Origin of the sequence: Streptomyces sp. NPDC046915, assembly GCF_040644935.1 — a bacterium.
In the GTDB taxonomy this organism is placed as follows: Bacteria; Actinomycetota; Actinomycetes; order Streptomycetales; family Streptomycetaceae; genus Streptomyces.
This window is the reverse complement of record NZ_JBEYXB010000023.1, coordinates 1-24,245: the sequence shown is the minus strand read 5'-3', so window position 1 is coordinate 24,245 and position 24,245 is coordinate 1. Positions and strand designations below refer to the sequence as shown.

Here is a 24,245-nt window from a genome sequence, read left to right as displayed (position 1 = left end):
CAACCGGCACTCCGCCGCCGGCCGCCTCCCCCGCCCCGTCGGTGCCGTCCACGAGCACGGAGTCCGCCGAACCGGCGGTGCCCAACGCCCCCTCGGAAAGGCCGAGTCTCAGTGAGGAGGAGCAGTACTGGACAGCTGGCCGCATGAACGAAGCGGTCCCGGTCGACGCCGCACCGGCCTCGGCTCCCGCCTCGGCGCACGGCGCAGCCGGCGTCACCGGCGCGCACCGGCCACCACCATCGGGCACGCCCGACCCGGAGCACTTCGGCGGCCATCCGATGGTGGGCACGTTCTTCTTCGACGGCAAGCCGCTGGGCGGCAAGAGCACGTACTGCACGGGCAGCGTTGTGCACACGGCCGCCAAGGACATCGTCCTGACCGCCGGGCACTGCGGCCGCGGCCTGGAGGGGGCCAGGCACCGTATCTTCGTGCCGCAGTACCGCAACGGCAAGTCCGCCGCCGATCAGCCGCACGGCGTGTTTCCGGTCTCCCAGGTGTACATAGACCCGCGCTACGAGAAGAACACCAAAGCGCCCACCTCCGACCTCGACCTGGCCTTCGCGTGGGTCGGCTCCAACAACCGGGGCGAGGTGGAAGACGTCACGGGAGCTCTGACGTTCACGCCCACCACCAGCTACACCCACAAGGTGACCGTCATCGGCTATCCCAGCGCCGACAGCGTCAACCCCAAGCACGAGCCGGTTCGCTGCCCGGTCACCACCTCGCGGCTGCCGGGCTTCCGGCAGATGCGTATGACCTGCAAGGGCTTCTACGGTGGCGTCTCCGGCGGGCCGTGGATCGAGGGCTACAACCGCACCACCGGCACCGGCAAAGTCATCGGCAACACGGGCGGGTACAACGGCGGTGGCAACGACGCCGACGACGACTGGGTGACGTACTCGCCGATCTACGGCAAGGACGCCGAGGACCTGTTCAACGACGCCGCCGCCCACCGACTGCCGGACAGCAAGCCGCCGTACCAGCCGTCGACGGACAGCCCCTGGCTGCCCGGCTCGGCACTCACCTGGCAGCATGCCAAGCTGCTCGCCTCAGGCGACTTCCGCCGGACCGGCCACAGCGACATGATCGTGGTCTGGGCCGACGGCGCGGTCACACTCCACCCCGGCAACGGACACGGCGGCTACGACACCCAGCGGCAACTGCTGGCCCACAACAGCACGTGGACCCACGCGGCAACCATCACCGCCGGTGACTTCACCGGGTCCGACCAGTTCGACCTGTTGGTGCGCTGGTCCGACGGCGAGGTCACCCTCTACGGCGACGTCGGCTCCAAGGGACTGAACTGGGCGGGCACCCGGATGATCAAACCCAACAGCACCTGGAAGAAGGCGATCCAGATAGCGGCGGGTCGCTTCAGCGCCTCCCAGAACGTGACCGATCTGATCGTGCGCTGGGCCGACGGGGAACTGACCCTCTACACCAACGTCAGCGCCGGCGCCTTCGGCCAGGCGCACAAGCTGAAGGCCCCCAACGACACGTGGAAGGGCGCCACACTCCTCACCAGCGGTGAGTTCTCCGGCAACCCGAAATGGGACCTCATGGTGCGCTGGACCGACGGTGAACTCGACAACTACGTCGGCACCACCACGTCAGGCCTCGGCACCGAGCAGCGCATCCTGGCCCCCAGCAAACTCTGGACCCACGACACGGCCATGACGACCGGCCACTACACCGGAAACGGTCGTACCGACGACCTCGTCATCCGCTGGTCCGACGGCGAGACCACCATGTACACCGATACGCTCGCCAACCGGCTGGGAACCGAGCACATGCTCGTCGCCCCGACCTCCTGAGCCCACCGAAGCCACCCGGTCGGCCACGGGACAACTCGCGCGCCGGCCGGGGCTTTTGGCGTGCCCTGAATCATCGAGCCCGGAGTCGGCCGCCGGTCTGCGGGACTGCGGGACTGCGCGGACGGTGGTCAGCCGTAGGCGATGCCCGCGCCGACGAGGCACCCGCTCGACCGCCGCGGCGTACGACGGCGGCGAGGCGGACAGCGGCACGACCCGAGCGCGCGGTGGCGATGTGCGCCTAGCGTTCCGGTGGCCAGTAGGTGGCATTCAGCTGGAGTACACCCTGTTTCAAGATCGTGTCGTCAAAGTTCCGCCTCGTGTCTACCTCACACTCGCGTGCCGGCGTCGCCTCTGTATGCGCCGCGGCATTGACGCTTTCAGGACTGCTCGTGACAGGGACGGTTGCCGCTCAGCCTGCGGCTGCCGCGGACCAGGCCGGCTACCAGAATGTTCGGATCAACGAGGTCACCTCGTCGAACAGCGACACGGTGGAGCTGTACAACACCGGCTCGATCGCGGTGAGCATCAGTGGCTGGAAGATGTCCGACGACAGCTTCTCGCCGCAGACGTTCAGCCCGTCCTCCAGCACGATCCCGGCAGGCGGCTTCGTCACCTTCAACTCGCCCAAGGGGCTCGGTGATTCGGACAAGCTGGTGATCTACACCGCCGACGGCACGGTGGTCGACCGCGTTGAGTGGGCCACCAACGGGGCGAAGCCGGCGATGGCGCGTTGCGGCGGCGACGGCACCGGGGGGTGGGTGACCACGACCGCGGCGGCTACCTTCGGCGCCTCGAACGCCTCGGGCTGCCCGTCGTCGACACCGGCGGCGAGCCGGGTGCGGATCAACGAGGTCACCTCGGACGGCGCGGACACCGTGGAGCTGTACAACGGCGGAACGAGCACGGTCGGCGTCGGGTCGTGGAAGTACGTCGACGGTGACACCACCCACTCCCCGGTCTCGGTCTCTTCCTCCTCGCCGAGCGCGACCAGTATCCCTGCGGGAGGCTATGTCACGTTCAACTCCACCCTCGGTCTGGGCGACAACGACTCGGTCTTCCTCCTCGACAGCAATGGCAGCACCGTCGACTCGGTGACCTGGGCGGCCAACGGCGCCAAGCCGTCGGACGAGCGCTGCGCCAACGGCACCGGCTGGTTCCAGACCTCCACGACCGCGACGCTCGGCAGCGCGAACTCCTGCTCGGGCAGCGGCGGTGGCGGTGGTACCGGCGGTGGCGGCGGTCAACTGCTGGGTGGCGGCGGCTCGCTCACCAGCGGCTGCACCCCCGAGGCGCCTTCCGGTACGGGTTCCACCCCGGCGGGCACCCTGGCGTGGCCGGGCGGGCTGGACGTCACGATCGCCGACAACGTCTGCGCGTTCACCACCTCCACCGGCCCTGAAGGCCGGGACCTGAGCGGCCTGGCGTTCGACCCGGCGAACCCGTCGGTGCTGTGGGCCGCCAAGAACAAGAACTGGCTGTACAAGCTGGTCAAGAGCAATGGCAAGTGGATCCCGGACGCGTCGTGGAGCGCGAGCGGCAAGCAGATCCGCTTCGCCGGCGGCAGCGGCCAGCCGGACTCCGAGGGCCTGACGGTCGGCACCAATGGCCACGTCTACGTGACCTCCGAGCGTGACAACTCCAACAACACGGTCCCCAAGGACACGATCATGGAGTTCGACCCGGCCGCGACCGGATCGACGCTGACGCCGATCCACCAGTGGGACATGACCTCGCAGTTCCCGCAGCTCAACACCGGCAGCAAGGACGACGCCAACCTGGGCTTCGAGGGCGTCGGTTACGTACCGGACAGCTGGCTGACCGCGAACGGCTGGGTCGACCCGCTCACCGGCGCCGCCTACAACCCTGCGAACTACCCGCTGCACGGGTCGGGCCTGTTCTTCGCCGGCCTGGAGTGGGACGGCACGCTGCATGTCTACGGCCTGAACTCCGACGGCACGTTCACCACGTTCGGCACGATCGCGACCGGCAAGGCCTCCGTGATGGATGTGACGTTCGACGCCGGAACCCAGCGCATCATCGCGACCTGCGACAACACCTGCGGCGAGACACACACGTTCATGAAGGTCAACGCCGGCGGCGCGATCGTTCCGGACATGACCTACACGAACCCGGCCGTCATGCCGACCGACAACCTGGAGGGCTTCGCGATCGCGCCGACGTCGACCTGCGTCAACGGCTTCCGTGAGGCGGTCTGGAGCGACGACGGCATCTACGGCTTCGGCTCCGGAAGCTCCTCCTACGGACACGCCATCTACAGCGGCACGTTCCCCTGCTGATCCTGCCGACCACGGGAGACGGCGCACCCACGGTGCCGCCTCCGAGGTGAGGCGCCCAAGCAGTACGCAGCGATGAAGCTCCTGGCAGACGGGGTGACGACCAACGCCACCCGCTGACTACCAGGAGCTTCGTCGTGCCTGCCCGGGACCGCCTGCGCCCTGTAGACGTGTTGACGTCACCGCGGGCCTTGCCACGGGAGCATCGAGGTGCTCCTGGTGCAAGGCCGTCCTGAACGGCCAGCTTCACGGACGGCGGCCTACCCGCTCGGCCGACTGCTGGGGCTGTCGGGCACGCTCGCCCGCTCAGAGCCGCCGCGCACCAGCGTCCGCATGATCCCCACCCCCGTCAGCACGGCCGTGACGTGCAGCGCCACGGCGACCGCGACGTTCTCCGGATAGCTGACGTCGCTCGGGTGCGCCAGCGCCACGTACACCGTGGCCGGCAGCCTCCAGCCGCTCCACGCGAACATCGAGCCCGATCCCAGCCACGCCAGCGCAAGCAGGAGCGGATACGGCAGCCGGGTCGGCCGGCGCCGGACGAGAGCCAGTACGGCAAAGGACGCGGCGAGAGCCCAGCACGCGCTGACCCCGGCCAGCACATGCCAGCTCGCCGGCCGCTCATCGCGGTACGAGATGCCCAGGAGGCCACCGGCCGCCCAGTAGAGCCAGGCCAGGCCGGGGACGGCGCCGGTCACGGCGGGCCACAGCGGTCCCGAGGAGGTGCGAGTGCGGGGTCGCTCCGGCCGGCGCAGCGCGCGGGGCCAGCGCCGCCACAGATAGGCGGGAAGCGCGACGGCCAGCGCGATCCCAGTTCCCACGAAGCTGCATTGGAGCAGCACCGCTTCCCAGCCCGGCATCGCTGCATCACCTCCCGAGCTCCCGGAGCCTGCCGAACTCCCCGTCCCGGTGTTCACCAGCGCGCTGACAACCACGAACGGCAGGATCGACACCAAGAACCCCGACCCGACCCAGGCGAAGAATCCCACCAGCCGGCCGGGGATCCGCATCCCCCACGGCCGTACCAGCGCCAGCCCCAGCGCGATCCCGGCCGCAGCCATACCGATCGTGACGGTGTTGAGCACCAGCCACCCGCCCAGGCTGAACCCCTGCCCGACCGGCAGCAGCCCCAGTAACGAACCGACCACCCACGACACCTTGATCACCAGATACGGCACGAGGGCCGCCGCCGCCCCATACGCCGCCACACGCCCGATCCGGTCCCAACGCTCCACCAGGTCTCCCTCCGCTGGAGATTCCCATCCTGCGGCGCCCACGCACCCCTCCGCATCAGCCCCCAGGCGCACCCCGCTCCCCCGCTGGTCCGACTCGCCCCTCCGCCCTGCGGACCACCCCATCTGCGCACCACGGCGTCGCGTCCCGAGCCGACCTCTGCAAGCGGGACGCCCGCGGAGCCGATGGCCGCGCGGTATTGACTAGTCTGTCCGGACAAGCCAGTTGCAGGACATGGGGGATTCGATGACCGCCGTCTCACAGTACGTCCCGGAAACCATCGCTACCGAACGGCTGGTCCTGCGGTTGTTCGCACCGGGTGACATCGATGATCGGTACTCGTACCAGTCCCTGCCAGAGGTCGCGCACTACCTCTACCGGCCGCCGCTCACCCGCGAGGGCTGTGCCGAGTCCATTGCCGCGCGGGCCGACGGGACCGCATGGCAGGCCGATGGTGATGTGCTCCTGCTGGCCGTGTGCCGGGCGGACGAGCCAGGAGTCGTCGGCGAAGTGGTCCTCACCCTGAAGAGTGCGCACGCCCGCCAGGCAGAGATCGGCTGGATCTTCAACCCTCGGTGCGCCGGACGGGGTTACGCCACCGAAGCGGCGCGCGCCCTTGTCTCGCTGGCCTTCAACCAGTTGGGGGTCCACCGGGTCTTCGCCCGACTCGATGTCCTCAACACGGCATCGGTACGCGTGTGCGAGCGTCTTGGCATGCGCCGCGAGGCGCATCTGGTCGACAACGACCTCGACGGAGACCGTTGGGGCAGCGAGTACGTCTACGCGATGCTCGCCTCCGAGTGGAAGAGCTGAACCGCAACGGCTAGCGGTGGTTTGTTAGACCGGGCAGTAGAGGTTGAGAGGTCTGCCGTTGCCGACGGTGTTGATCAGTTCCTGGAGTGCTGGGGGCGGGGGCTTCGTCGACCATGCCCGCCAGTAGCGTTGCAGCGTGGCCCAGGGCGTCAGCCAGCCACGGACGGCTCGGAGTGCCTGGGGCCAGCAGGCCGGTTGGGGCTGCTGGGGTCCCGGTTCTCCCCCTCTCTAACGGGCCCGACAGTGAGTCAGGACCGTGTGACTGGTGGGCTGGACTGGGCGGGGGCGGGGCGAACCAGGTGTCCCAGCAGAAGCTGAAAGCGCAGTTCACCAGGGTCTGGTGGCGCCGGATGGCAGCATCGGAGCGGACCTGGAAGTCGGCCCAGCCGAGTTCGTCCTTGACTTGTTTGTAGCTCTGCTCGACCCAGTGGCGCAGCCCGTAGATCCGCACGATCTCGGCGAGGGCGGCGGGCGGGTAGGGCGAGTCGGCCGCGCGTGGGGAGTCGGGACGGGGCAGGTCGGTGGCCAGGTACCAGGTTGCCTTCGCCGGCAGGGTGGCCGGGTCGGCGGTGGCCACCACCAGGCGGACGTTGCCGTCCGGGCCCCACCAGCCCAGCCGGGCCTCGGCGGCCCACCACGTGACTGTGTGCCCGTCCCGGAAGGTGCGCTCGATGCGCGTCCAGTCCCCGGGATGTTCCGGGTCCTGCCAGCTCAGGAGGCAGGCGGCATCGACGGGGGTGTGGGCGTCGGGGCCGTAGGCCCAGGTGCCGTGCCGGGGTTTCAGGGCCATCACGAACGGCAGTCCGGCGGCGTGCAGGTCGGCGCGGAAGCTGTCCTGGTCGCCGTAGGCACAGTCGGCGGCCACCGCGCGGAAGACCAGCCCGGCTGCCTTGGCCCGTGCGGCCAGATCGGCCGCGATCAGTAATTTGGTGCGGAAGCCGGGGTCGTTCTTGCCGCGGGGGAAGTGATGGGCCGGGGTATAGGGGCAGGCGTGCACCGGGTAGTAGACGCGCTCGTCCGCCCAGCACGTGGTCACGGTGACCACACCACGGTCGATCTTCCCGACCGAGCCGAGATACTGCTTGCCCACGTGCGCGGTCGCCGTCCCGTCCTTGCGGTCACCGGAGTCGTCGATGACCAGCACCCCGCCTGGGTGCGGGGCGGTGGCCGGGTCGGCGAGCAGTAGTTCCAGGCGGCGGGCGTTGACTGTTTCCTGGTCCCAGTTCGACTCGGACAGGAAGAACTGCAGCCGCTGCACCGCTGCGTGCTGCGCACCGGCCACCGGTTCGGCGCCGGCCAGGCAGGTCAGCGTCTTGTTCCGATCGCGGGGCAGCAGCAGCCCGGCCAGGTACTCGCGAAACCCACGTCGCTGGGCCAGCGTCCCGAAGAGATCATCGAAGCGGACGGCGTACGCTTCCAGTGGACCGGGTGCGGGTGGACACGGCAGCCGCTTCGTCATCTCGGGCTCCCCCGGCCGTAGTTGACGCCTTCACCTCACGGCATACTCCCGCAAGAACCCGCCGTCAACAAACCACCGCTAGTGACCTGAGTCGGAGATTCGTCGTTGGTTGGGTATGAGCCGTCCGGGTCCGAAGATTCCGCCGTTGTCGCTGACTGATGACCAGCGGGCCGTGCTGGAAGGCTGGGTGCGTCGCCGCACAACGGCCCAAGCACTGGCCCAGCGGTCGCGGATCGTGCTGGAGTGCGCCGACGGGCACTCGATCATGGAAGTCTCCCGTCGCCTGCGGATCACACCGGACACGGTCCGCACCTGGCGGAGGCGTTTCCTCGAACGCGGCCTGGACGGCCTTTCCGACGAACCCCGGCCCGGTGTCCCGCGGAAGATCACCGACGCAGACGTCGAACGGGTCATCGTCAAAACGCTGGAGGAGACGCCGAAGAACGCCACCCACTGGTCGACCCGGTCCATGGCGGCGGCCACCGGCATGTCACAGTCGGCCATCTCCCGGATCTGGCGGGCATTCGCGCTCGCGCCTCACCGGTCGCAGACGTTCAAGCTGTCCACGGACCCCCTGTTCATCGACAAGGTCCGCGACGTCGTGGGCCTCTACCTCGATCCGCCGGAGAAGGCCCTCGTTCTCTGTGTGGACGAGAAGTCGCAGATCCAGGCCCTCGACCGGTCCCAGCCCGTGCTGCCCATGGTGCCCGGAGTTCCTGAGCGCCGCAGTCACGACTACGTCCGCGCCGGCACTACCACCCTGTTCGCCGCCCTGGAGGTCGCCACCGGCAAGGTGATCGGCTCCCTCCATCGCCGCCACCGGGCCGTCGAGTTCAAGAAGTTCCTGGCCAAGCTCGACAAGGAGGTGCCCGCCGACCTCGAGGTCCATCTGATCCTGGACAACTACGTCACCCACAAGACGCCCGCGATCAAGCAGTGGCTGCTGTCCCACCCGCGCTTCCGCCTGCACTTCACGCCCACCAGCTCGTCCTGGCTGAACCTGGTCGAGCGATGGTTCGCCGAGCTCACACAGAAGAAACTCAAGCGCGGCGTCCACCGCTCCGTCCAGGCCCTCGAACGCGACATCCGCGGCTGGCTCGCAGACTGGAACGACAACCCCAGGCCCTTCGCCTGGACCAAAACCGCCGACGAGATCCTCGACAAAGTCGCCTCCTACTGCCGACGAATCTCCGACTCAGGTCACTAGCGGTGGTTTGTTAGACCGGGCAGTAGAGGTTGAGAGGTCTGCCGTTGCCGACGGTGTTGATCAGTTCCTGGAGTGCTGGGGGCGGGGGCTTCGTCGACCATGCCCGCCAGTAGCGTTGCAGCGTGGCCCAGGGCGTCAGCCAGCCACGGACGGCTCGGAGTGCCTGGGGCCAGCAGGCCGGTTGGGGCTGCTGGGGTCCCGGTTCTCCCCCTCTCTAACGGGCCCGACAGTGAGTCAGGACCGTGTGACTGGTGGGCTGGACTGGGCGGGGGCGGGGCGAACCAGGTGTCCCAGCAGAAGCTGAAAGCGCAGTTCACCAGGGTCTGGTGGCGCCGGATGGCAGCATCGGAGCGGACCTGGAAGTCGGCCCAGCCGAGTTCGTCCTTGACTTGTTTGTAGCTCTGCTCGACCCAGTGGCGCAGCCCGTAGATCCGCACGATCTCGGCGAGGGCGGCGGGCGGGTAGGGCGAGTCGGCCGCGCGTGGGGAGTCGGGACGGGGCAGGTCGGTGGCCAGGTACCAGGTTGCCTTCGCCGGCAGGGTGGCCGGGTCGGCGGTGGCCACCACCAGGCGGACGTTGCCGTCCGGGCCCCACCAGCCCAGCCGGGCCTCGGCGGCCCACCACGTGACTGTGTGCCCGTCCCGGAAGGTGCGCTCGATGCGCGTCCAGTCCCCGGGATGTTCCGGGTCCTGCCAGCTCAGGAGGCAGGCGGCATCGACGGGGGTGTGGGCGTCGGGGCCGTAGGCCCAGGTGCCGTGCCGGGGTTTCAGGGCCATCACGAACGGCAGTCCGGCGGCGTGCAGGTCGGCGCGGAAGCTGTCCTGGTCGCCGTAGGCACAGTCGGCGGCCACCGCGCGGAAGACCAGCCCGGCTGCCTTGGCCCGTGCGGCCAGATCGGCCGCGATCAGTAATTTGGTGCGGAAGCCGGGGTCGTTCTTGCCGCGGGGGAAGTGATGGGCCGGGGTATAGGGGCAGGCGTGCACCGGGTAGTAGACGCGCTCGTCCGCCCAGCACGTGGTCACGGTGACCACACCACGGTCGATCTTCCCGACCGAGCCGAGATACTGCTTGCCCACGTGCGCGGTCGCCGTCCCGTCCTTGCGGTCACCGGAGTCGTCGATGACCAGCACCCCGCCTGGGTGCGGGGCGGTGGCCGGGTCGGCGAGCAGTAGTTCCAGGCGGCGGGCGTTGACTGTTTCCTGGTCCCAGTTCGACTCGGACAGGAAGAACTGCAGCCGCTGCACCGCTGCGTGCTGCGCACCGGCCACCGGTTCGGCGCCGGCCAGGCAGGTCAGCGTCTTGTTCCGATCGCGGGGCAGCAGCAGCCCGGCCAGGTACTCGCGAAACCCACGTCGCTGGGCCAGCGTCCCGAAGAGATCATCGAAGCGGACGGCGTACGCTTCCAGTGGACCGGGTGCGGGTGGACACGGCAGCCGCTTCGTCATCTCGGGCTCCCCCGGCCGTAGTTGACGCCTTCACCTCACGGCATACTCCCGCAAGAACCCGCCGTCAACAAACCACCGCTAGGCCCCTTCGTTTAGATCCTCGGATCGTTGGTTCGGGTGTGCTGTCGGTGTGCAGAGAGTCCGGCGGACGGTGTTGCGGAGCCAGTGGTGGGCTCCGTCGGCTGTGTGTCGGGGGTGCCAGGCCATGCCGATGGTCAGTGGTGGCAGTGCCAGGGGGATGTCGAGGAGGCGCAGTCCGAGGGCGCCGGCGTCGTGGGTGAGGGGCGAAGGGGCGGCGCCGGGAGGTGCGGCGGGTACGAGACAGACGATGTCGCTGCGGGCGGCGAGGGTCATCGCGGCCAGATGGCTGGGAAGGACGACGCTGACCCGCCGGTGGAGGTTCTGCTCGGCCAGGGCTGCGTCGAGAGGGCCGGTGAACCGGCCACGGCGGCTGACCGCGACGTGTTGGGCGGCAGCGAGCCGGGCTGGGGTCAGCGGCCCTTCGGTGAGCGGATGGCCGGGCCGGACGGCCGCCACCATGCGGAGGCTGACCAGTTCTTCGACCTGGGTTTCGGGGTCCACGTGGTCGATGGATCCGATCTCCAGGTCGATGCGGCCGTCGCGCAGGGCGGGTCCGGCCTCCAGTTCCTCGGCCCGGATCCGGAACGAGACCCCCGGCGCCTCCCGCTGGGCCAGTTGCAGCAGTCCGGGCGCCAGTGCCGCGCCGACCAGGTCGGCGGCTTGGAGGGTGAAGGTGCTGCGGAGGCCGGCGGGGTCGACGCTCGCGCCGGGACTGAGCAGCGCTCCGAGGCTGCGTACCACTGTGGCGGCTTCCTCGCGCAGGGCCTCGGCGCGCGGGGTGGGAACCATCGTCTGTCCGGCCCGGACCAGGAGGGGGTCCTGGAGGATGCGGCGCAGACGGGCGAGGGTGCGGCTCATCGCGGCGGGCGAGGTGTGCAGACGTGCGGCGGCGCGCGTCACGCTGTGCTCGGCCAGCAGAGCGTCCAGCGCGATGGCGAGATTGGCGTCGATGACCTGATCCGGGCTGCTCACCAGCATTATTCCACTTCAGTCAATGATTCCGTGCCGAAGTTCCCATTGTGGCAGCACGGAGATCCTCAGCAGGATGAGGGGCGTACCGAACCAGCACGACCTACGAGGTATTCATGATCGTCATTACTGCTCCCACCGGGAACATCGGCCGTCACCTGCTCTCCCGGCTCCTGGAGTCCGCCCCCGCCGCGGGCGAGGAACTGCGCGTGATCGTGCGCGATCCCGCCCGGCTTCCGGACGTGGCGCGCGGACGTGTCGAGGTGGTCACCGGCTCGCACGCAGAAGCCGAGGTCCTCGACCAGGCGTTCGAAGGTGCGGACGCCGTCTTCTGGCTCGTTCCCCCGGACGCCTCCCTGACCCCGCACGACGCCTACAGCGGTTTCACCCGCCCCGCCGTCAAGGCGCTCGCCGCCCACGGCGTCGGCCACGTCGTCGGCGTCTCCGCGCTCGGCCGCGGCACCCCGCTCGCCGACCGGGCCGGCCTCGTCACCGCCTCCCTCGCCATGGACGACCTCATCGCCGACACCGGCGTCGCCTACCGGGCCCTGGCCAGCCCGTCGTTCTTCGAGAACCTCCTGGAGGAATCCGACTCGATCCGCGAGAAGGGCGTCTTCACCGACTCCGTCGACGCCGACCGCAAGGCCCCCCTCGTCGCTGTCGCCGACATCGCGGCCGCCGCGGCCGGCCTGCTGCTGGACCGCTCGTGGACCGGCACCGACAGTGTCCCGGTTCTCGGGCCGCAGGACCTGTCCCCCAACGACCTGGCCCGCATCATGACCGAACAGCTCGGCCGCCCCGTCCGCTACGAACGCCAGCCGCTCGACGAGCTGTACACCACCCTCGTCGGCTACGGCCTCAACGACGCATTCGTCCAGGGCATCGTCGACATGAAGCGGGCCAAGGACAAGGGTCTCGACGCCGGCATCGCCCGAACTCCGGACACCACCTTCCCCACCAGCTTCGAGCAGTGGTGCGCCCAGACCCTCAAGCCCGCCGTCCTCTCCTGAAGCCCAACACCCGTCGCCGGAACACATGAAGCCCGGCGAACCAAGACCACCTGCCACTTTGGGAGGCATCCTGATGCCCGCTGAAAAGACCGAACCGCCGGTCACGGCCTTCATACTTGTCAAGACCACACCCGAGTGGCTCGCCCTGACCGTCCAGGAACGCGTGGACGCCTTCACCACCCAGGTCCTGCCGGCCATCGAGGCCAAGACCACCGGTGTCCGGTCACGTTTCTACGACACCGAGTTCTACTCCGCGCGCGTCACCGACGTCTGGGTGTGGGAAGCCGAAGACCACCACGCCTACCAGCTCCTCATCGACGCACTGCGCGAAACCCCGTTCTGGGACCGCTACTTCGAGGTCATCGACCTCCTCGTCGGCACCGAGAACGGCTACGCCCGAACCTACGGCCTCGAACCCGTCGCCACCATCACCACCTGACACACCGCCGGCCCTCGCAACTGGGCCGATGCCCTCTCGGAGCGGCCTGTGGGGCGGCGCAGCGGCGTGGGACGTCGGGCGCGGCAGCATGGTTGACCAACGTGAAGCCTCTGGTTCGAACGGACATCGTCTTGGCAGACCAGTCCTACCAGGGGCTTCACGCCTGCCCGGCCTCGCGGTCCCGCCCCCGGCTCAGCCCCAGGTCTTGCCGGCCGGTTCCTTGATGGTGCGGTTGATCCGGTTGAAGAAGTTGGTCAGCGCGATCTCCAGGTTGATCGCGCCGATCTGCTCCTCGGTGAAATGGGCGTTGGCCTCTTCCCAGATCTCGTCGGTGACGCCCGGCGCACCATCCTGCAACCGGGTGGCGGCCTCGGCCAGTGCCAGTGCCGCGCGCTCCGCATCGGTGTAGAACGGCGCCTCACGCCACGCCGCTGCGTTGTGCAGCCGCTCGTCGGTGTCACCGGCCTTCTTCCCTCCAGCGACACTGGCGTAGACGCACGCCGAGCAGCTGTTGATCTGGCTGACGCGCAGGTGGACCAGCGCGAGCAGCTTCGGGTCGACGCCCCCGGCCGCGATCGCCTTCTGAAGGTGCTGGATCGCGGTCCATACATCGGGGTTGTTCGTGTTCTTGTTCTTGAGCCGGTTCTCCATGTGGGAGTGCTCTCCTATCGGGTTACGTTGCGGCGCCTGTGCGCGTCATCCCTATGACGGAGCAGCTTCCAGGGAGGTAACACCATGGCCGGCACCCATCCCGCGGACCCGATCGCCGATGCCTTTGAGTCCCACCGCGACCGGCTCCGCGCCGTCGCCTACCGCATGCTCGGATCACATGCCGATGCGGAAGACGTGGTCCAAGAGGCGTGGCTGCGCCTCTCCCGCCAGGACACCGACAGCATCAACAACCTCGGCGGCTGGCTGACCACCGTGGTCGGCCGCATCAGCCTTGATGTCCTGCGGTCGGACCGGACGCGCCCAGAAGTCTCCTTCGACGACCGGCTACCCGAAGTCACCGTGACGCTCGACGATGCGCCTGCTCCAGAAGACCTCGTGGCACTCGGGGACTCCGTCGGCCTCGCGCTTCTCACGGTCCTCGACTCGCTGCGCCCTGACGAACGGCTGGCGTTCGTGCTGCACGACGTGTTCGCCGTGTCCTACGGCGAGATCAGCACCATTCTCGGCAGATCCGCCGACGCGACCAAAATGCTCGCCAGCCGCGCCCGCAGGAAGGTACAAGCCGCGCAGCAGCCGGCAAGCGCCGGACGACAACAACGCGAGGTGGTCCAGGCCTTCCTGACCGCGGCCCGCGACGGCCGGTTCGAGCAGCTGCTCCAGGTTCTCCACCCCGAAGTGAAGTTCACCGTCCACACCCCGAACGGCACGTTCGTCACGCTCGGGGCCACCGAAGTCGCCGCCCGCGCAGGAGTCGCCGGCAGCGCGGCACGAGGACATGCGGCGACCGTCAACGGCCGCCCCGGCGTCATCTCCTGGAGCGAGGACGGCACCCCCCTTTCCCTTCTGGCCTTCACTGTCACCGACGGCCACATCACCGAGATCACCGCAGTGGTCGACCCGGCCGAACTCGCGCTCATGGACCTGCCGGACCCGGTATGACGCCCTACCGGCGAAGGCCGCTGCCGACGCGCTGGCCGACCAGCTGCTGCGTCCCATCCGGCAGGACATGGGACGCGTCACGAGCGCCGTCGGTCAGCGATGTCATAGGTGGTCGGCCGAAGCAAAGCGGCCGTTGCAGCACGAACGTGTCGAGCAGCACTCCCGCCAGGCCGCCCACCGGGTGGAGCGGCTATCGCCACGTTGCCGGAGCGCCCACGTTGCCGCAATGGGCTGGAGTGGGCCGCGGGTGGCCGGTTCGGCCGGAAATGCGGGGCCGGTGGCGGGCCGTCAGTGCGTCGGGGCTGTTCGGCACCACTCCGCAGCACCTCTCTGCCGGGGCGCCACGGACGAGGTGTCGACCGACGGTCGGCGGCTCCCCCCTGGCCTCGAGCGATCCCCCGGAGGATGATGGCCAGGTGATTTCACCGGGCCGGCGCCGGCGCAAGGCGCGGGAGGAAGCCGTCCGCTTCGAGGGCAGTTGACGGTATTCGGAGAGTTGCCGGCCGGGCATCCGTTCACCACGGATCGTCCGGGCACCACGCACGTGATGGCCGTCGAGTACGCCCGTGCCCTGGATGCCTATGAGAGGGCGCGAGAGGCTGTCCGCGACCCGGCGCTTGCGAGACGGGAACTGGACGAGGGGCTGGCGGCACTGAACCGGCTGAACGCCCGTCTCGTCGGAGCCCCGCCGGCCGAAGCGGCAGCGGAGCAGCAGCACCGGATCGCACTGGGCAGGACGCCGCAGACTCGTGCGCCGGAAGACCGTGAGGCGCAGGAAGAGGGGCGAACGGAGCGGCGGTGGGACCGGACCGGCGCTCGACGAGGTGAAGCCGCGGCTGAGGGACCGTTACGCCCCGCAACAGCTGCTGCTGCGGTCGGCTTTTACGGCTCTGGCCGGCTACTGCGTGGCGGTGGGCTTCCTGGCGGGCTGGCCGGTGGCGCTCTTCTGTTTCCTGTGCGCGATCTTCGGGGTGGGTCTGGCCGGTGGCGGGTGGGTCCTGTGCCGGCTGGCTATCACCCAGATCTGGGGTGCCGTCAAGGGGCGACGGGTCGAGGCCGAGTACAGCCGTACCGAGAAGTCCTTCTCCAGCAGCACTCCATGGGAACAGCGCTACGTCCACGTGGACGCCGACGGCCGGGAGATGATCTATCGGCGCGGGGTGCCCAGCCAATCCCTCGCTGCGCTGCCGACCCGTCGGCTCTGGCTGGTGTCAGGCAACGATCCCCCGCTGATCACCTCCACGGAGCTGCTCCTCACTCCGCTGCTTCTGGGTCCCCGCTCTGCCCTTCCTCCTGGGCGGGACCGCCCTCACCCTGACCGCCGCTCCCGGCGTGCTGATCCGGACGTTGACCGGGCACACATGGGGGTGATCCCCACGAGATCGCCGTTCAGCCGCTGGTCCTGGAGACCTTCGCGGTGGCGTTGCACTGTATCGATCTAGTTCCCCCTGCCGTTGGTGCCGCCCGCGAAGGCGAGCAGCTCGGCCTTGGAGGCGAATTTGCCCACGTTGGTGTCCAGCGGCTCGTCGGTGTACTGGTGGAACGTCCACTTCGCCTGAATGTGGGGCTTGCCCGCGTGCACGCCGTACTCGGCGATCCAGAGGAAATCACCCGCATTGCCGGTGGTGTCCCGGCGAGTCCAGAAGTCCCGGTTGCAGTACAGCCCGACCTTGTGGTCGGAGCCGCGGAGCCGCTTGACCTCGGCGATGAAGGAATCCTTCTCCGCGCAGGTCGCCGCGGTGCCGTCCGGGTTGGTCTCCCAGTCGACGACCAGCAGGTCGTGCTCGATGCTCGCGCAGGCCTGCACGAAGTGGGCCGCCTGCTCCTTGATGTGGCCCGGGTGCAGGAAGTGGTAGAAGCCGACGACCAGGCCCGCTGCGCGGGCGTGCGCGGTCTGCTCCTTCTGTTTGGGGTTGACGTAGGAACGGCCCTCGGTGGCCTTGATGAACGCGAAGCTGGTGCCGGCGGTGGGGAAGTTCGCCTTCTGGAAGGCGGATACGTCGTAGCCCTTGATCGTCATGGTGGTCCTCCGATGCGTTGATCCGGAGGGAGCACCGTGAGGCAGCCACGCGGGGCAGCCGTCGACGACTTCGGCGTCGACGACACCACCGTGGCTCGCGCTCAGGCGGGTACTCGACCGCGAACAGGCTGTGGTCCAGGCGCGCGGCGAGCGCGAGCAGGTCCACGGGCTGCTCATCTGCGTCGGCGGGCCCGCTCAGGCCGGTGATCTCCACGGCCACCACGCCATTCTTGCCGTAGTGCTCGCGGTGCTGCCGCTGCGGATACCAGCGTCCGCGCGACAGTCCGGCACGGTGCGGTCCTCCACGGTCTCTTCCACGATCTGTCCGGTGGCCGGACCGCGCAACTCGCGGGTGGTGACCTCGGTGACGATGCCGCCGTCCACGACCCGGCGGATGTTCACCATCGCTCGCGCGGCCGCCGACTTCTGCCGCTGGCGTCGCTGCGCGGACCAGCTCGGCCGGAGCGAGGTGTGGGGGGCATCCTGGCCCCGGAAGATGCCCAAACTCCTTCGGGAACGGCCCCGGCCGTATGGTCAAGGCGACGTGCTGGCCTCGGCGCGCCTGCGTACCGCACGTGGGAAGCGGCCGGTCCGGTTGCGGGTCATACGTGGCGGCGTAGCCTGGAGTTGATCGGTCCTGCCCGATTCTGGAGGTAGGCGATGTTTCTCCGATTGCTGCGGCGTCACAGGCCGCATCAGCTGGTCCTTCTCGGCAACGGCCGTCTGATCCGGGGTTACAGCGGCGGATTCTACGACGGTCACGGATACCAGTCCTGACGTCATCCAAGGCGGAACCCCGGAGGATGTGCGGTGGCAGTGGATACCGATGCCCTGGCAGCCATGGCGAGGATCCTGTCACCGCACTGCCGTGTTGTCCGGATGTCCGACGGGGCACTGATCGCCGACTGGAAACGGACGCGATTTCTCGGGATGGCGGAGGCGGACGTCCGTAAGTTCGCTGAGGGCAGTCCGGAGGAGCGCGCCGAGCTGATCACCGTTCTCATGCGAGCCGGATGCGCGACGGGCCGCCGGAAGGAGCGCGCGGACGCCCGCGTCGGACCCTGGCTACGGGGGGTGCACCTGCTCGTCCGGACCCTTGGCTTCGGGCGTGTCCTCCGGCTGCTGTCCTTGGCCGCCCCGGGTTACACCCGTGCCGACCTTCCGTCCGAGGAAGAGGTCGGACGGCTGAAACGGGCGGTGCAGATGCACAGCCGCATGAGCTGGCTCGTCAACGGCGACTGCAAGTCCGAGGCCGTGACGGCCTTCGTCCTGCTGCGGCGGTACGGCCTGCACGCCGTACTCCATGTCGGTGTGCACGAACACCCGTTCGCCATGCATGCCTGGACCACTTCGGCCGGCGTGTGCATCCCGGACGCCGATCCCGGCGGGCACGCCTTCACACCGGTGCTCTCGATCGACTGCGGCGGACAGTAACTTGGATGCGCTTCGCGTCGAATGGACCCGCGGCGCACCGCGGGTCCGGACCGCCGACGCCATGGCGCGTCAGGGACTCGTGACGACGGTCTCCTCGTCGGCCGGCACCGCGGCCGTCGTCGGCTGGGTCGGCTCGGCCCGCGACCGGTCGGTCGGCGCACACCGCCTCCTCGACGCCCTCGGCCGGCAGGGAGCCGCCCCGCCGCTTCCGGCCGGCGACTACGCCGCCGTTCTGGTGTGCCGCGACCGAGTCCTCCTGACCCGCGACGAGCAGGCGCGCATCCCCCTGTTCTTCCGGACGTCCGGCGACCTCGTGAATGCCGTGAGCACCTCGGCCCGGAGCCTGGGGAGCGCCACGGAGCTGGAACCCCGGTACTTCTGCCGGTACCTCACCGGGAATCTGGCGCAACCGCACACGGACCTCACCCCGTTCGCCGGGGTGCACCGCGTCCTCGGCGGAGAGGTGGTGGAGCTGTCCCTCACCGGCCGGCTGCGCCGTCGTACGCCGGGCCCTGTCCGTCGGACCACCGGCCCGCCCGCGCCGACGGCGGACGGACCCGGCCTCGGTGAGGCCGCGCAGGAGCTGCGCCTGGCGCTCGAGAACGCCGTCGGACGCCGTATGGGCACGGCCACCGTATGCCATGTCTCGGGCGGTACAGACTCCACCAGCGTCGCCCTGCTCGCCGCGCGTCTGCTGGCCGAGGGAGGCGGTGGTCCCGGAGAGCTCACGCTGCTCGCCGGGCGTTTCTCCCACGGAGAGCTGGCCGCGGAGCAGCCGTACCTCGACATCGCGATGGAAACCATCCGCCGGCACGCACCCGCGGCACGCCAGGTGATCGTAGATGCCGACGACGTGGCGGACTTCGACGACTTCCAGCACCACGCGGGGGACGCGGACGAGCCTCATGCGCACGCCTTCCGCGCCCCCTTCTGGAGCAGACTCCACGCCGCGGCCGCGGAACTGGGCTGCGACACCCTCCTGACCGGCTGCGGTGCCGATCCCGTCGCGGACGCCAACCCCTTCCACCTGCACCGGCTCGCCCGCACGGGCCGGCTCCGGCAGATGACCCGGCAGGCGCGCGCCTGGGCCGCGGGTACCGAGCGGGGCCTGCGCGACGTCGTCCACGCCTACGTCGTCCAGCCGGCTCTTCCGGTGACGGCCGAAAGGGTCACCGCGCTGGTCCGCGGCGGAACGGTGCTCGGTGGCCTCGGCACCTTCAACCGCCCCCCCTGGCTGCGAGCCGGATTCGCGCGGGCGCACGGCTACCGGGAGGCCGGTCTCGCGGAGAGCCGCTTCGCGTTCGGGCGCAGGCCGGAGCAGTCGCTGTACGAGGCCGCCAACTACCTCGCCGCTCCCGACCCGCTGTCGTGGCACCGCGCCCCACGAGACGGGTTCTTCCTCTCCCACCCCTTCCTCGACCCGGACGTCATCAACACGATGAGCCGCCTTCCTGCCGCGGTCTCGTTCCGGCCGGGCCGTCCGAAGGCCGTTCTCCGGGAGGCCATGGCGGATCTGCTCCCTGCCCCGATCCGTGGCAGGGCGGTCAAGGTTCCCTTCAACGACCTCTACACCCGGGGCCTGCGGACACACGGCGACGAACTCATCGCCCTGTGCCGCTCCGCCCGGCATCCGCTGGTCATGGAGATGTTCGACGTCGAGACGCTGTGCCGGGCGGTACGGGAGGCTCAGCTCGGCATAGGGGACTCGTACTCCTGGGACCGTGTGAACAGCTCGCTCGCCCTGGTGGCCTGGCTGGAGCGACTCACCGCTGGCTCTTGATGTCCCACAGGGTCCGCTCGACGGGGCCGGCGGCGAGATCGACGAGACCGTACCGGCTCACCAGCTCGCGTGTTTCCTCTCCGGACAACCTGAGGCGACTCTCCTCGCCCATACGCGCAACGCTTGACTGCACGGCCGCACCTTGTGTGCCGAACCTCCAGTAGACGGTGACGAAGCGCGGGTCCCTCGTGTTCTCGTCGATCGCGTTGTTCTCGTGCACCCGGGCCTGGTAGACGAGGGCGTCGCCCTTCTGTTTCTTCACCCATGCCGCGACATTGCCACCCTTCCAGGAAGTGGTCACGAACCGGAGCGGTGGATCCAGAACGATCTGGTCCTTGCGCGCGAGGCTTGCGGTGGCATAGAACGCCAGCTGGTCATAGGGCGTGTTCATGGGCAGTTGCACCACCACTCGCGTGGTGAATGCGTCGCTCGACTCGATCCAGTCTCCAGGAAACATCCACGGTTTTGCCTCCACCAATTGACCGGCCTGGTGAATCTCCCTGCGGGAGAGCGGGTTCACTTCCCCCGAGGAGTTCGCCCACCGCTCGGCATCGCTCCGCCACTGCTCGCGGAGCCGGTCCTTCGGGCTCAGCGGCACCCGTTGCCCCATGGCGTGGAATTCGGTGCCGAGCACATAAAAACCGACGTCGGCCTGGTTCTGGAGCGTGATGTCGACCGGTACGGCGAAGGCCTTGCCGTCCTTGCTCGGCACAGGTTTTCCCACGGCCAACGTGATGAGAGGCCGGGTTACACGCCGGTAGGGCAGATAGAGGTTCTGGTAGCCGAAGTTGGCGACGGCGAAGAGCGTGGAGACGATCAGCGCGGCAGCCACCCGTTTCGGAGCGGGGACCGCGGCCAACGTCCGCCACACGCTGAAGACAGCCCATGCCGCGCCCGCTGCGAGTGCGCCGAACAGCACCGGGAAAAACAGGGAATCACCGTTCTTCAGCGTCCGGAGGCAGAGCAGTGCGTTGGGCAGGAACGCCGCGAGTGCGCCGACCAGTGCGACCAGGCCGGAGTACTGGAAACTGTGCCGGATCCAGTGGTCCAGGACCGCCACAACGCCCAGGAGTGTGGTGAACGCGAACATGATCAGCACGGCACCGGTGAGGCGACCGGGGAAGGTCAGGGCATGGGAGAAGTCGGCAAAGCCGAACCGGCACAGCAGCAGCGTTGTCATGATGAGGACCAGCAGGGTCACAGCCATGTCCAGCTGGGCCCGCCGGGTTTTCAGCGAGGGCGGTCGCGGACGCGGGCCGGGCCGAGGTTTGAGCGGTGTTTTCACGCGATCGTCTCCTGAGGCCACCTGCCGTCCGCGGCGTTCTGCCCGCGCCGACGGTGACGGCCGCCAACGGTTCGCACACCATGATCCGTGGTGATCCACCTGACCTGCGTCCGGCTGACCACAAGATCACCGCTTCGTGTCGGCTCTGTGGTCCGGACGGTGCAGCCCTGAGGGGGAGTCTGCACCGGCGCTTTAGGTGGCTGCCGGGCAGGTCAGGTATCGCTCGAGCTTGAGCGTGGTCGTGCCCGGTTTCGCGGCAGCCGCGCTGAGCACCGCTCCCCCGGTGCCCGCAGGACGGCCGGGAGGCGGGCCCAGAGCGGCACCGCCCGGGGCAAAGCGGCATGTACCCACCAAGCCAACGACGCCGACTCCCTCCTCACGCAGCCCGAACAAGACAGTCGCCACCGGCATGACCTGACGCGATGTCGCCCTTGTTGACCGCGGGTGATCCCGAGATGCTGACCATGACCCCAGCCGCTCGGGAGGGCGCGTGCCGCAGAACATCGACTTCGGCCTGCCCTTCCCTCTCGCCCTCAACCCGGATCTTGACGCTGCGCGCCGTCACAACCTGGCGTGGGTCCAGCACCTGGGACTGGTCGGGCCGGGCAGGTCGCTGGAGTGGTACACCTCCTGGGACATGCCGCGTCTGGCCGCGCTCGGGTTCCCGCACGCCCGAGGTGCCGCGCTGGAATTGTGCGCGGACGCGATGGCGTTCTTCTTCGTCTTCGACGACCAGTTCGACGGCCCCCTCGGTCAGGATCCCGCCCGAGCCGCAGCCGTCTGCCGGCAGCTGATCGACATCGTTCACGGCGCCACTCCGCGGCCTGACGCGGGCGCGTGCTCGACGGCGTTCGCCGACGTATGGGCACGTAGTACCGACGGCGCACATCCCGCCTGGGTGGCCCGGTGCGCGCACGAGTGGGAGTACTACTTCGCCGCCCACCCCCACGAGGCGGCCAACCGGCTGCGTGGCACGCCCGGCGACATGGAGAGCTACCTCCAGGTGCGCCGTGGCATCGCCGGGACCGATCTGCCCCTGTCCCTGGGGGAACGCGCCGCCGGCATCACCGTCCCCGCGGCCGCCTTCCACAGCCCGCAACTGCGCATCATGCGCCAGGCCGCCATCGACGTCACCCTGATGTGCAACGACGTGTACTCACTCGAGAAAGAGGAAGCCCGCGGCGACATGGACAACGTCGTCCTCGTCATCGAACACGCCCGGCACTGCACCCGCGACGAAGCCGTCACCGCCGCCCGACGGGACGTCGAACAACGCTGCGCCCGCTTCCTGGAACTCGCCCAGCAGGTGCCGGCCCTGTGCGAACAACTCGGGATCACGGGGCGCGAACGGGCGGCCGTGGACACGTATGTCCAGATCATGGCCGCGTGGATGAGCGGCTACCACGGCTGGCAGACCCAGACCCTGCGCTACACCAGCGCACTTGACGTCCTGCCCAGCAAAGGCCCCGGATACTTCGACGAAGTTCTGCCGGCAGTTCCTCACGGAAGGGGAAGTCGGTCACGCGCTCAGCAGTGAGCGCGCACGCCTGCGTAAGGTAGCCGTCTTCGTCATGCCGTGAGGGTGCGTCGCACCGGAAGATCTGCGCGACCGTCACCATGGCCGCGGCAGGCACACCGACAGAGCTGTTCTCGTCGGGCAAGGAGCACTCGGGCCACGGTTCGTCACTCCGCCACAGGGGTGGTCCGCCGATCGAACTGTTCCTGCGGTGCAGCCTTGCCCGCTCGGGATGGAGGATGACTGCGTCCGGCAGGCTGGTCGTAGATCGCTCGCAGCGTATCGGCCGACTGTGCCAGCGGCTCCCGCTCGCGGATCGCAAGCGGAACCACAACCCGCCCGGCGGCGCCGTCGCGCGCGGCGGCCCGGGTGCCCCGGGCCATCGGGGACGGACATGGTGGAACGGCCGCTGCACGAAGCCGGCTTGGGCTTCGGGCTGCGGCCGTTCCAGGTCCTCACGGTGCGGCGCTGTCCTTACTTCCCGCCGATGCCCTTCTCCCCGATGTGGAAGATCTTGCGGCTGCCGCGGGTCATGTCGACGACCAGCCTGGTGGTGCTGTTCTTGCTCCAGGTGAGGGTGATGACGGCCTCCGTGTAGTCGGCGGTGCCGTTGTCGGTGACCTTCCAGGCGAGCGGGACGTTCTGGGCGCGCAGGACGCCGTCGGCGTGCTCCCTCTTCTCCCAGGCGTTCAGTTCCTTCTGGAAGCCGGCGGTGAGGTAGTGGCCGCGCAGTGCGGCCCCGAGGTTGCCGCTGTCCTCGTCGGTCACCGCGTCGATGTAGGCGCCGTAGAAGTCGGCGATGCGGGTGATGTTGTCGGACGGCTTGCCGCTGACGCTGCGCGGGGTGCCGGCGGAGGCCGCCTGGGCGGTGGCGCCGAGGCCGAGGGCGACGGCGAGGACGCCGGCGGTCAGGGCGGTGCGGGTCTTGCTGTTCATGTGTGTTCTCCGTATTCCGAAGTGTGTGGTGATCGTTGCTGGGCCGCCCTCCCGACCCCCGTGGCGAGAGGGCGGCCCGGGTCGTGCGGTCAGTGGAGCTTGTTCACGGCCGTGGTGGCCGTCTTCTTGAAGGCCTTCACCGGCGCGTCCTTGAAGCCGCCCAGCCGGCCCCAGTCGACGACCGTCACGGTCCTGCCGTCCCGCCCGACCGCGAGGAGGCGGATGTCGCTCGCGCCCCAGGAGGTCTCGGTGTGCAGGCCGTAGAGATGGGCGCCCTCCTCGACGGGCAGCGTGCCGTAGTCCTTGAACGTGACCTCGAGGTCCGGGTCGGCTTTCTCGGTCCGTGCCGCGCAGGACTTGATGTCCTGGTTCAGCCGCGAGAACCGGCCCTTCGCCACGCTGACGCTCGACGACTCGACGCCGACCTGACGGGCGCTCGTGTCGAGGTCGGTCCGGAAGTCGCGGTGCCAGGAGTCCCGGTCGTCGCCGAGCACCATGCCCAGGCAGCGGTCCAGCTCCACCGCCTCCGGCACGCCGGCGGTGACCTTGCCGGCCGTCCAGGACGAGGAGGGGTGCGGCGGTAGGTCCTTGGCCGCGAGGAATCCGGGTGCCTTCGTGGCGGCGTTCGCCGGTGCGGCGAGCGCGGTTCCGAAGGTGAGACCTGCGGCCGTGAGTGCGATGAGCGCGCCTGCTCGGGTGCGCTTGGGCATGGATGTCCCCCGTGAATGAGTGCATGGGTTTTGGCTGTCGCGGCGACGCCGGTGGGTCGGTCCGGCCCTGGTCGGTGCGACACCAAGAGCATCGGCCGGCACGGGAGCCCGGCGCAACGCTCGACGCCCGTTCGGCGACGGTGGAACCATCCCAGCCCTTCTGACGTGCAGGTATATGGGTGCCTGGGA

General features: G+C 69.2%; 20 protein-coding genes. 10 read left to right on the top strand and 10 right to left on the bottom strand.

Annotated elements, in window-relative coordinates; translation table 11 throughout:
- Nucleotides 1–143: 143 nt before the first annotated feature.
- Together ABZ915_RS39875 and ABZ915_RS39870 are read left to right on the top strand one after the other, a co-directional pair.
- Entirely contained in the window at nt 144–1,814 is a 1,671-nt protein-coding gene (locus ABZ915_RS39875) for a trypsin-like serine protease (protein WP_361813661.1), read from the top strand.
- A gap of 389 nt (nt 1,815–2,203) precedes the next feature.
- Entirely contained in the window at nt 2,204–4,111 is a 1,908-nt protein-coding gene (locus tag ABZ915_RS39870; RefSeq protein ID WP_361813659.1) for a lamin tail domain-containing protein, read from the top strand.
- A gap of 257 nt (nt 4,112–4,368) precedes the next feature.
- On the opposite strand, the gene ABZ915_RS39865 is transcribed toward ABZ915_RS39870, so the two are convergent.
- Complete coding sequence (locus tag ABZ915_RS39865; RefSeq protein ID WP_361813657.1) at nt 4,369–5,343, bottom strand: hypothetical protein; 975 nt, start codon at nt 5,341–5,343, stop codon at nt 4,369–4,371.
- A gap of 244 nt (nt 5,344–5,587) precedes the next feature.
- Between ABZ915_RS39865 and ABZ915_RS39860 the strand changes: the two genes are divergently transcribed.
- Nucleotides 5,588–6,154, top strand: a complete 567-nt coding sequence (locus tag ABZ915_RS39860) for a GNAT family protein (RefSeq protein ID WP_361813655.1) — start codon at nt 5,588–5,590, stop codon at nt 6,152–6,154.
- A 10-nt stretch (nt 6,155–6,164) separates the two neighbouring features.
- Here the strand turns inward: ABZ915_RS39860 and ABZ915_RS39855 are convergent, their stop codons facing one another.
- The gene (locus ABZ915_RS39855) at nt 6,165–7,613 is read right to left on the bottom strand and encodes an IS701 family transposase (protein ID WP_361813651.1); all 1,449 of its coding nucleotides are present in this window, start codon (nt 7,611–7,613) and stop codon (nt 6,165–6,167) included.
- A 115-nt stretch (nt 7,614–7,728) separates the two neighbouring features.
- On the opposite strand from ABZ915_RS39855, the gene ABZ915_RS39850 reads away from it, so the two are divergent.
- Complete coding sequence (locus ABZ915_RS39850; RefSeq protein ID WP_361813653.1) at nt 7,729–8,820, top strand: IS630 family transposase; 1,092 nt, start codon at nt 7,729–7,731, stop codon at nt 8,818–8,820.
- Here the strand turns inward: ABZ915_RS39850 and ABZ915_RS39845 are convergent.
- Together ABZ915_RS39845 and ABZ915_RS39840 are read right to left on the bottom strand one after the other, a co-directional pair.
- On the bottom strand, nt 8,817–10,265 hold the full coding sequence (locus tag ABZ915_RS39845) for an IS701 family transposase (protein WP_361813651.1): 1,449 nt from the start codon (nt 10,263–10,265) through the stop codon (nt 8,817–8,819). The two genes, ABZ915_RS39850 and ABZ915_RS39845, sit on opposite strands and share 4 nt — an antisense overlap.
- Before the next feature lie 78 nt (nt 10,266–10,343).
- On the bottom strand, nt 10,344–11,324 hold the full coding sequence (locus ABZ915_RS39840) for a LysR family transcriptional regulator (protein ID WP_361813649.1): 981 nt from the start codon (nt 11,322–11,324) through the stop codon (nt 10,344–10,346).
- 107 nt (nt 11,325–11,431) lie between these two features.
- Here ABZ915_RS39840 and ABZ915_RS39835 point away from each other — a divergent pair, with 107 nt between their 5' ends.
- Together ABZ915_RS39835 and ABZ915_RS39830 are read left to right on the top strand one after the other, a co-directional pair.
- Nucleotides 11,432–12,325 carry an NAD(P)H-binding protein gene (locus ABZ915_RS39835; RefSeq protein WP_361813647.1) on the top strand — a complete coding sequence of 298 codons (894 nt, stop codon included), beginning with the start codon at nt 11,432–11,434 and terminating at the stop codon, nt 12,323–12,325.
- Nucleotides 12,326–12,398: 73 nt separating this feature from the next.
- Entirely contained in the window at nt 12,399–12,764 is a 366-nt protein-coding gene (locus ABZ915_RS39830) for a darcynin family protein (protein ID WP_361813645.1), read from the top strand.
- A 192-nt stretch (nt 12,765–12,956) separates the two neighbouring features.
- Here the strand turns inward: ABZ915_RS39830 and ABZ915_RS39825 are convergent, their stop codons facing one another.
- Nucleotides 12,957–13,415 carry a carboxymuconolactone decarboxylase family protein gene (locus tag ABZ915_RS39825; RefSeq protein ID WP_361813643.1) on the bottom strand — a complete coding sequence of 153 codons (459 nt, stop codon included), beginning with the start codon at nt 13,413–13,415 and terminating at the stop codon, nt 12,957–12,959.
- A gap of 84 nt (nt 13,416–13,499) precedes the next feature.
- On the opposite strand from ABZ915_RS39825, the gene ABZ915_RS39820 reads away from it, so the two are divergent.
- Entirely contained in the window at nt 13,500–14,375 is an 876-nt protein-coding gene (locus tag ABZ915_RS39820; protein ID WP_361813641.1) for a sigma-70 family RNA polymerase sigma factor, read from the top strand.
- Between the two features lie 1,438 nt (nt 14,376–15,813).
- Here ABZ915_RS39820 and ABZ915_RS39815 read toward each other — a convergent pair.
- Both ABZ915_RS39815 and ABZ915_RS39810 read right to left on the bottom strand, forming a co-directional pair.
- Complete coding sequence (locus ABZ915_RS39815; protein ID WP_361813639.1) at nt 15,814–16,395, bottom strand: glycoside hydrolase family 25 protein; 582 nt, start codon at nt 16,393–16,395, stop codon at nt 15,814–15,816.
- Between the two features lie 195 nt (nt 16,396–16,590).
- A complete protein-coding gene (locus tag ABZ915_RS39810; protein ID WP_361813637.1) occupies nt 16,591–16,899 on the bottom strand; it encodes a hypothetical protein in 309 nt (102 codons plus the stop codon).
- A gap of 375 nt (nt 16,900–17,274) precedes the next feature.
- On the opposite strand from ABZ915_RS39810, the gene ABZ915_RS39805 reads away from it, so the two are divergent.
- On the top strand, nt 17,275–17,829 hold the full coding sequence (locus ABZ915_RS39805) for a lasso peptide biosynthesis B2 protein (RefSeq protein WP_361813635.1): 555 nt from the start codon (nt 17,275–17,277) through the stop codon (nt 17,827–17,829).
- Nucleotides 17,830–17,890: 61 nt separating this feature from the next.
- The gene (locus tag ABZ915_RS39800; protein WP_361813633.1) at nt 17,891–19,609 is read left to right on the top strand and encodes an asparagine synthase-related protein; all 1,719 of its coding nucleotides are present in this window, start codon (nt 17,891–17,893) and stop codon (nt 19,607–19,609) included.
- Here ABZ915_RS39800 and ABZ915_RS39795 read toward each other — a convergent pair.
- Nucleotides 19,593–20,894 carry a hypothetical protein gene (locus tag ABZ915_RS39795; RefSeq protein WP_361813631.1) on the bottom strand — a complete coding sequence of 434 codons (1,302 nt, stop codon included), beginning with the start codon at nt 20,892–20,894 and terminating at the stop codon, nt 19,593–19,595. The genes ABZ915_RS39800 and ABZ915_RS39795 overlap by 17 nt on opposite strands.
- Before the next feature lie 490 nt (nt 20,895–21,384).
- Here ABZ915_RS39795 and ABZ915_RS39790 point away from each other — a divergent pair, with 490 nt between their 5' ends.
- Nucleotides 21,385–22,431 carry a terpene cyclase gene (locus ABZ915_RS39790; RefSeq protein ID WP_361813629.1) on the top strand — a complete coding sequence of 349 codons (1,047 nt, stop codon included), beginning with the start codon at nt 21,385–21,387 and terminating at the stop codon, nt 22,429–22,431.
- 453 nt (nt 22,432–22,884) lie between these two features.
- Here the strand turns inward: ABZ915_RS39790 and ABZ915_RS39785 are convergent, their stop codons facing one another.
- Entirely contained in the window at nt 22,885–23,346 is a 462-nt protein-coding gene (locus ABZ915_RS39785) for a hypothetical protein (RefSeq protein ID WP_361813627.1), read from the bottom strand.
- Between the two features lie 89 nt (nt 23,347–23,435).
- Nucleotides 23,436–24,056 carry a hypothetical protein gene (locus ABZ915_RS39780; protein ID WP_361813625.1) on the bottom strand — a complete coding sequence of 207 codons (621 nt, stop codon included), beginning with the start codon at nt 24,054–24,056 and terminating at the stop codon, nt 23,436–23,438.
- Nucleotides 24,057–24,245 lie beyond the last annotated feature (189 nt).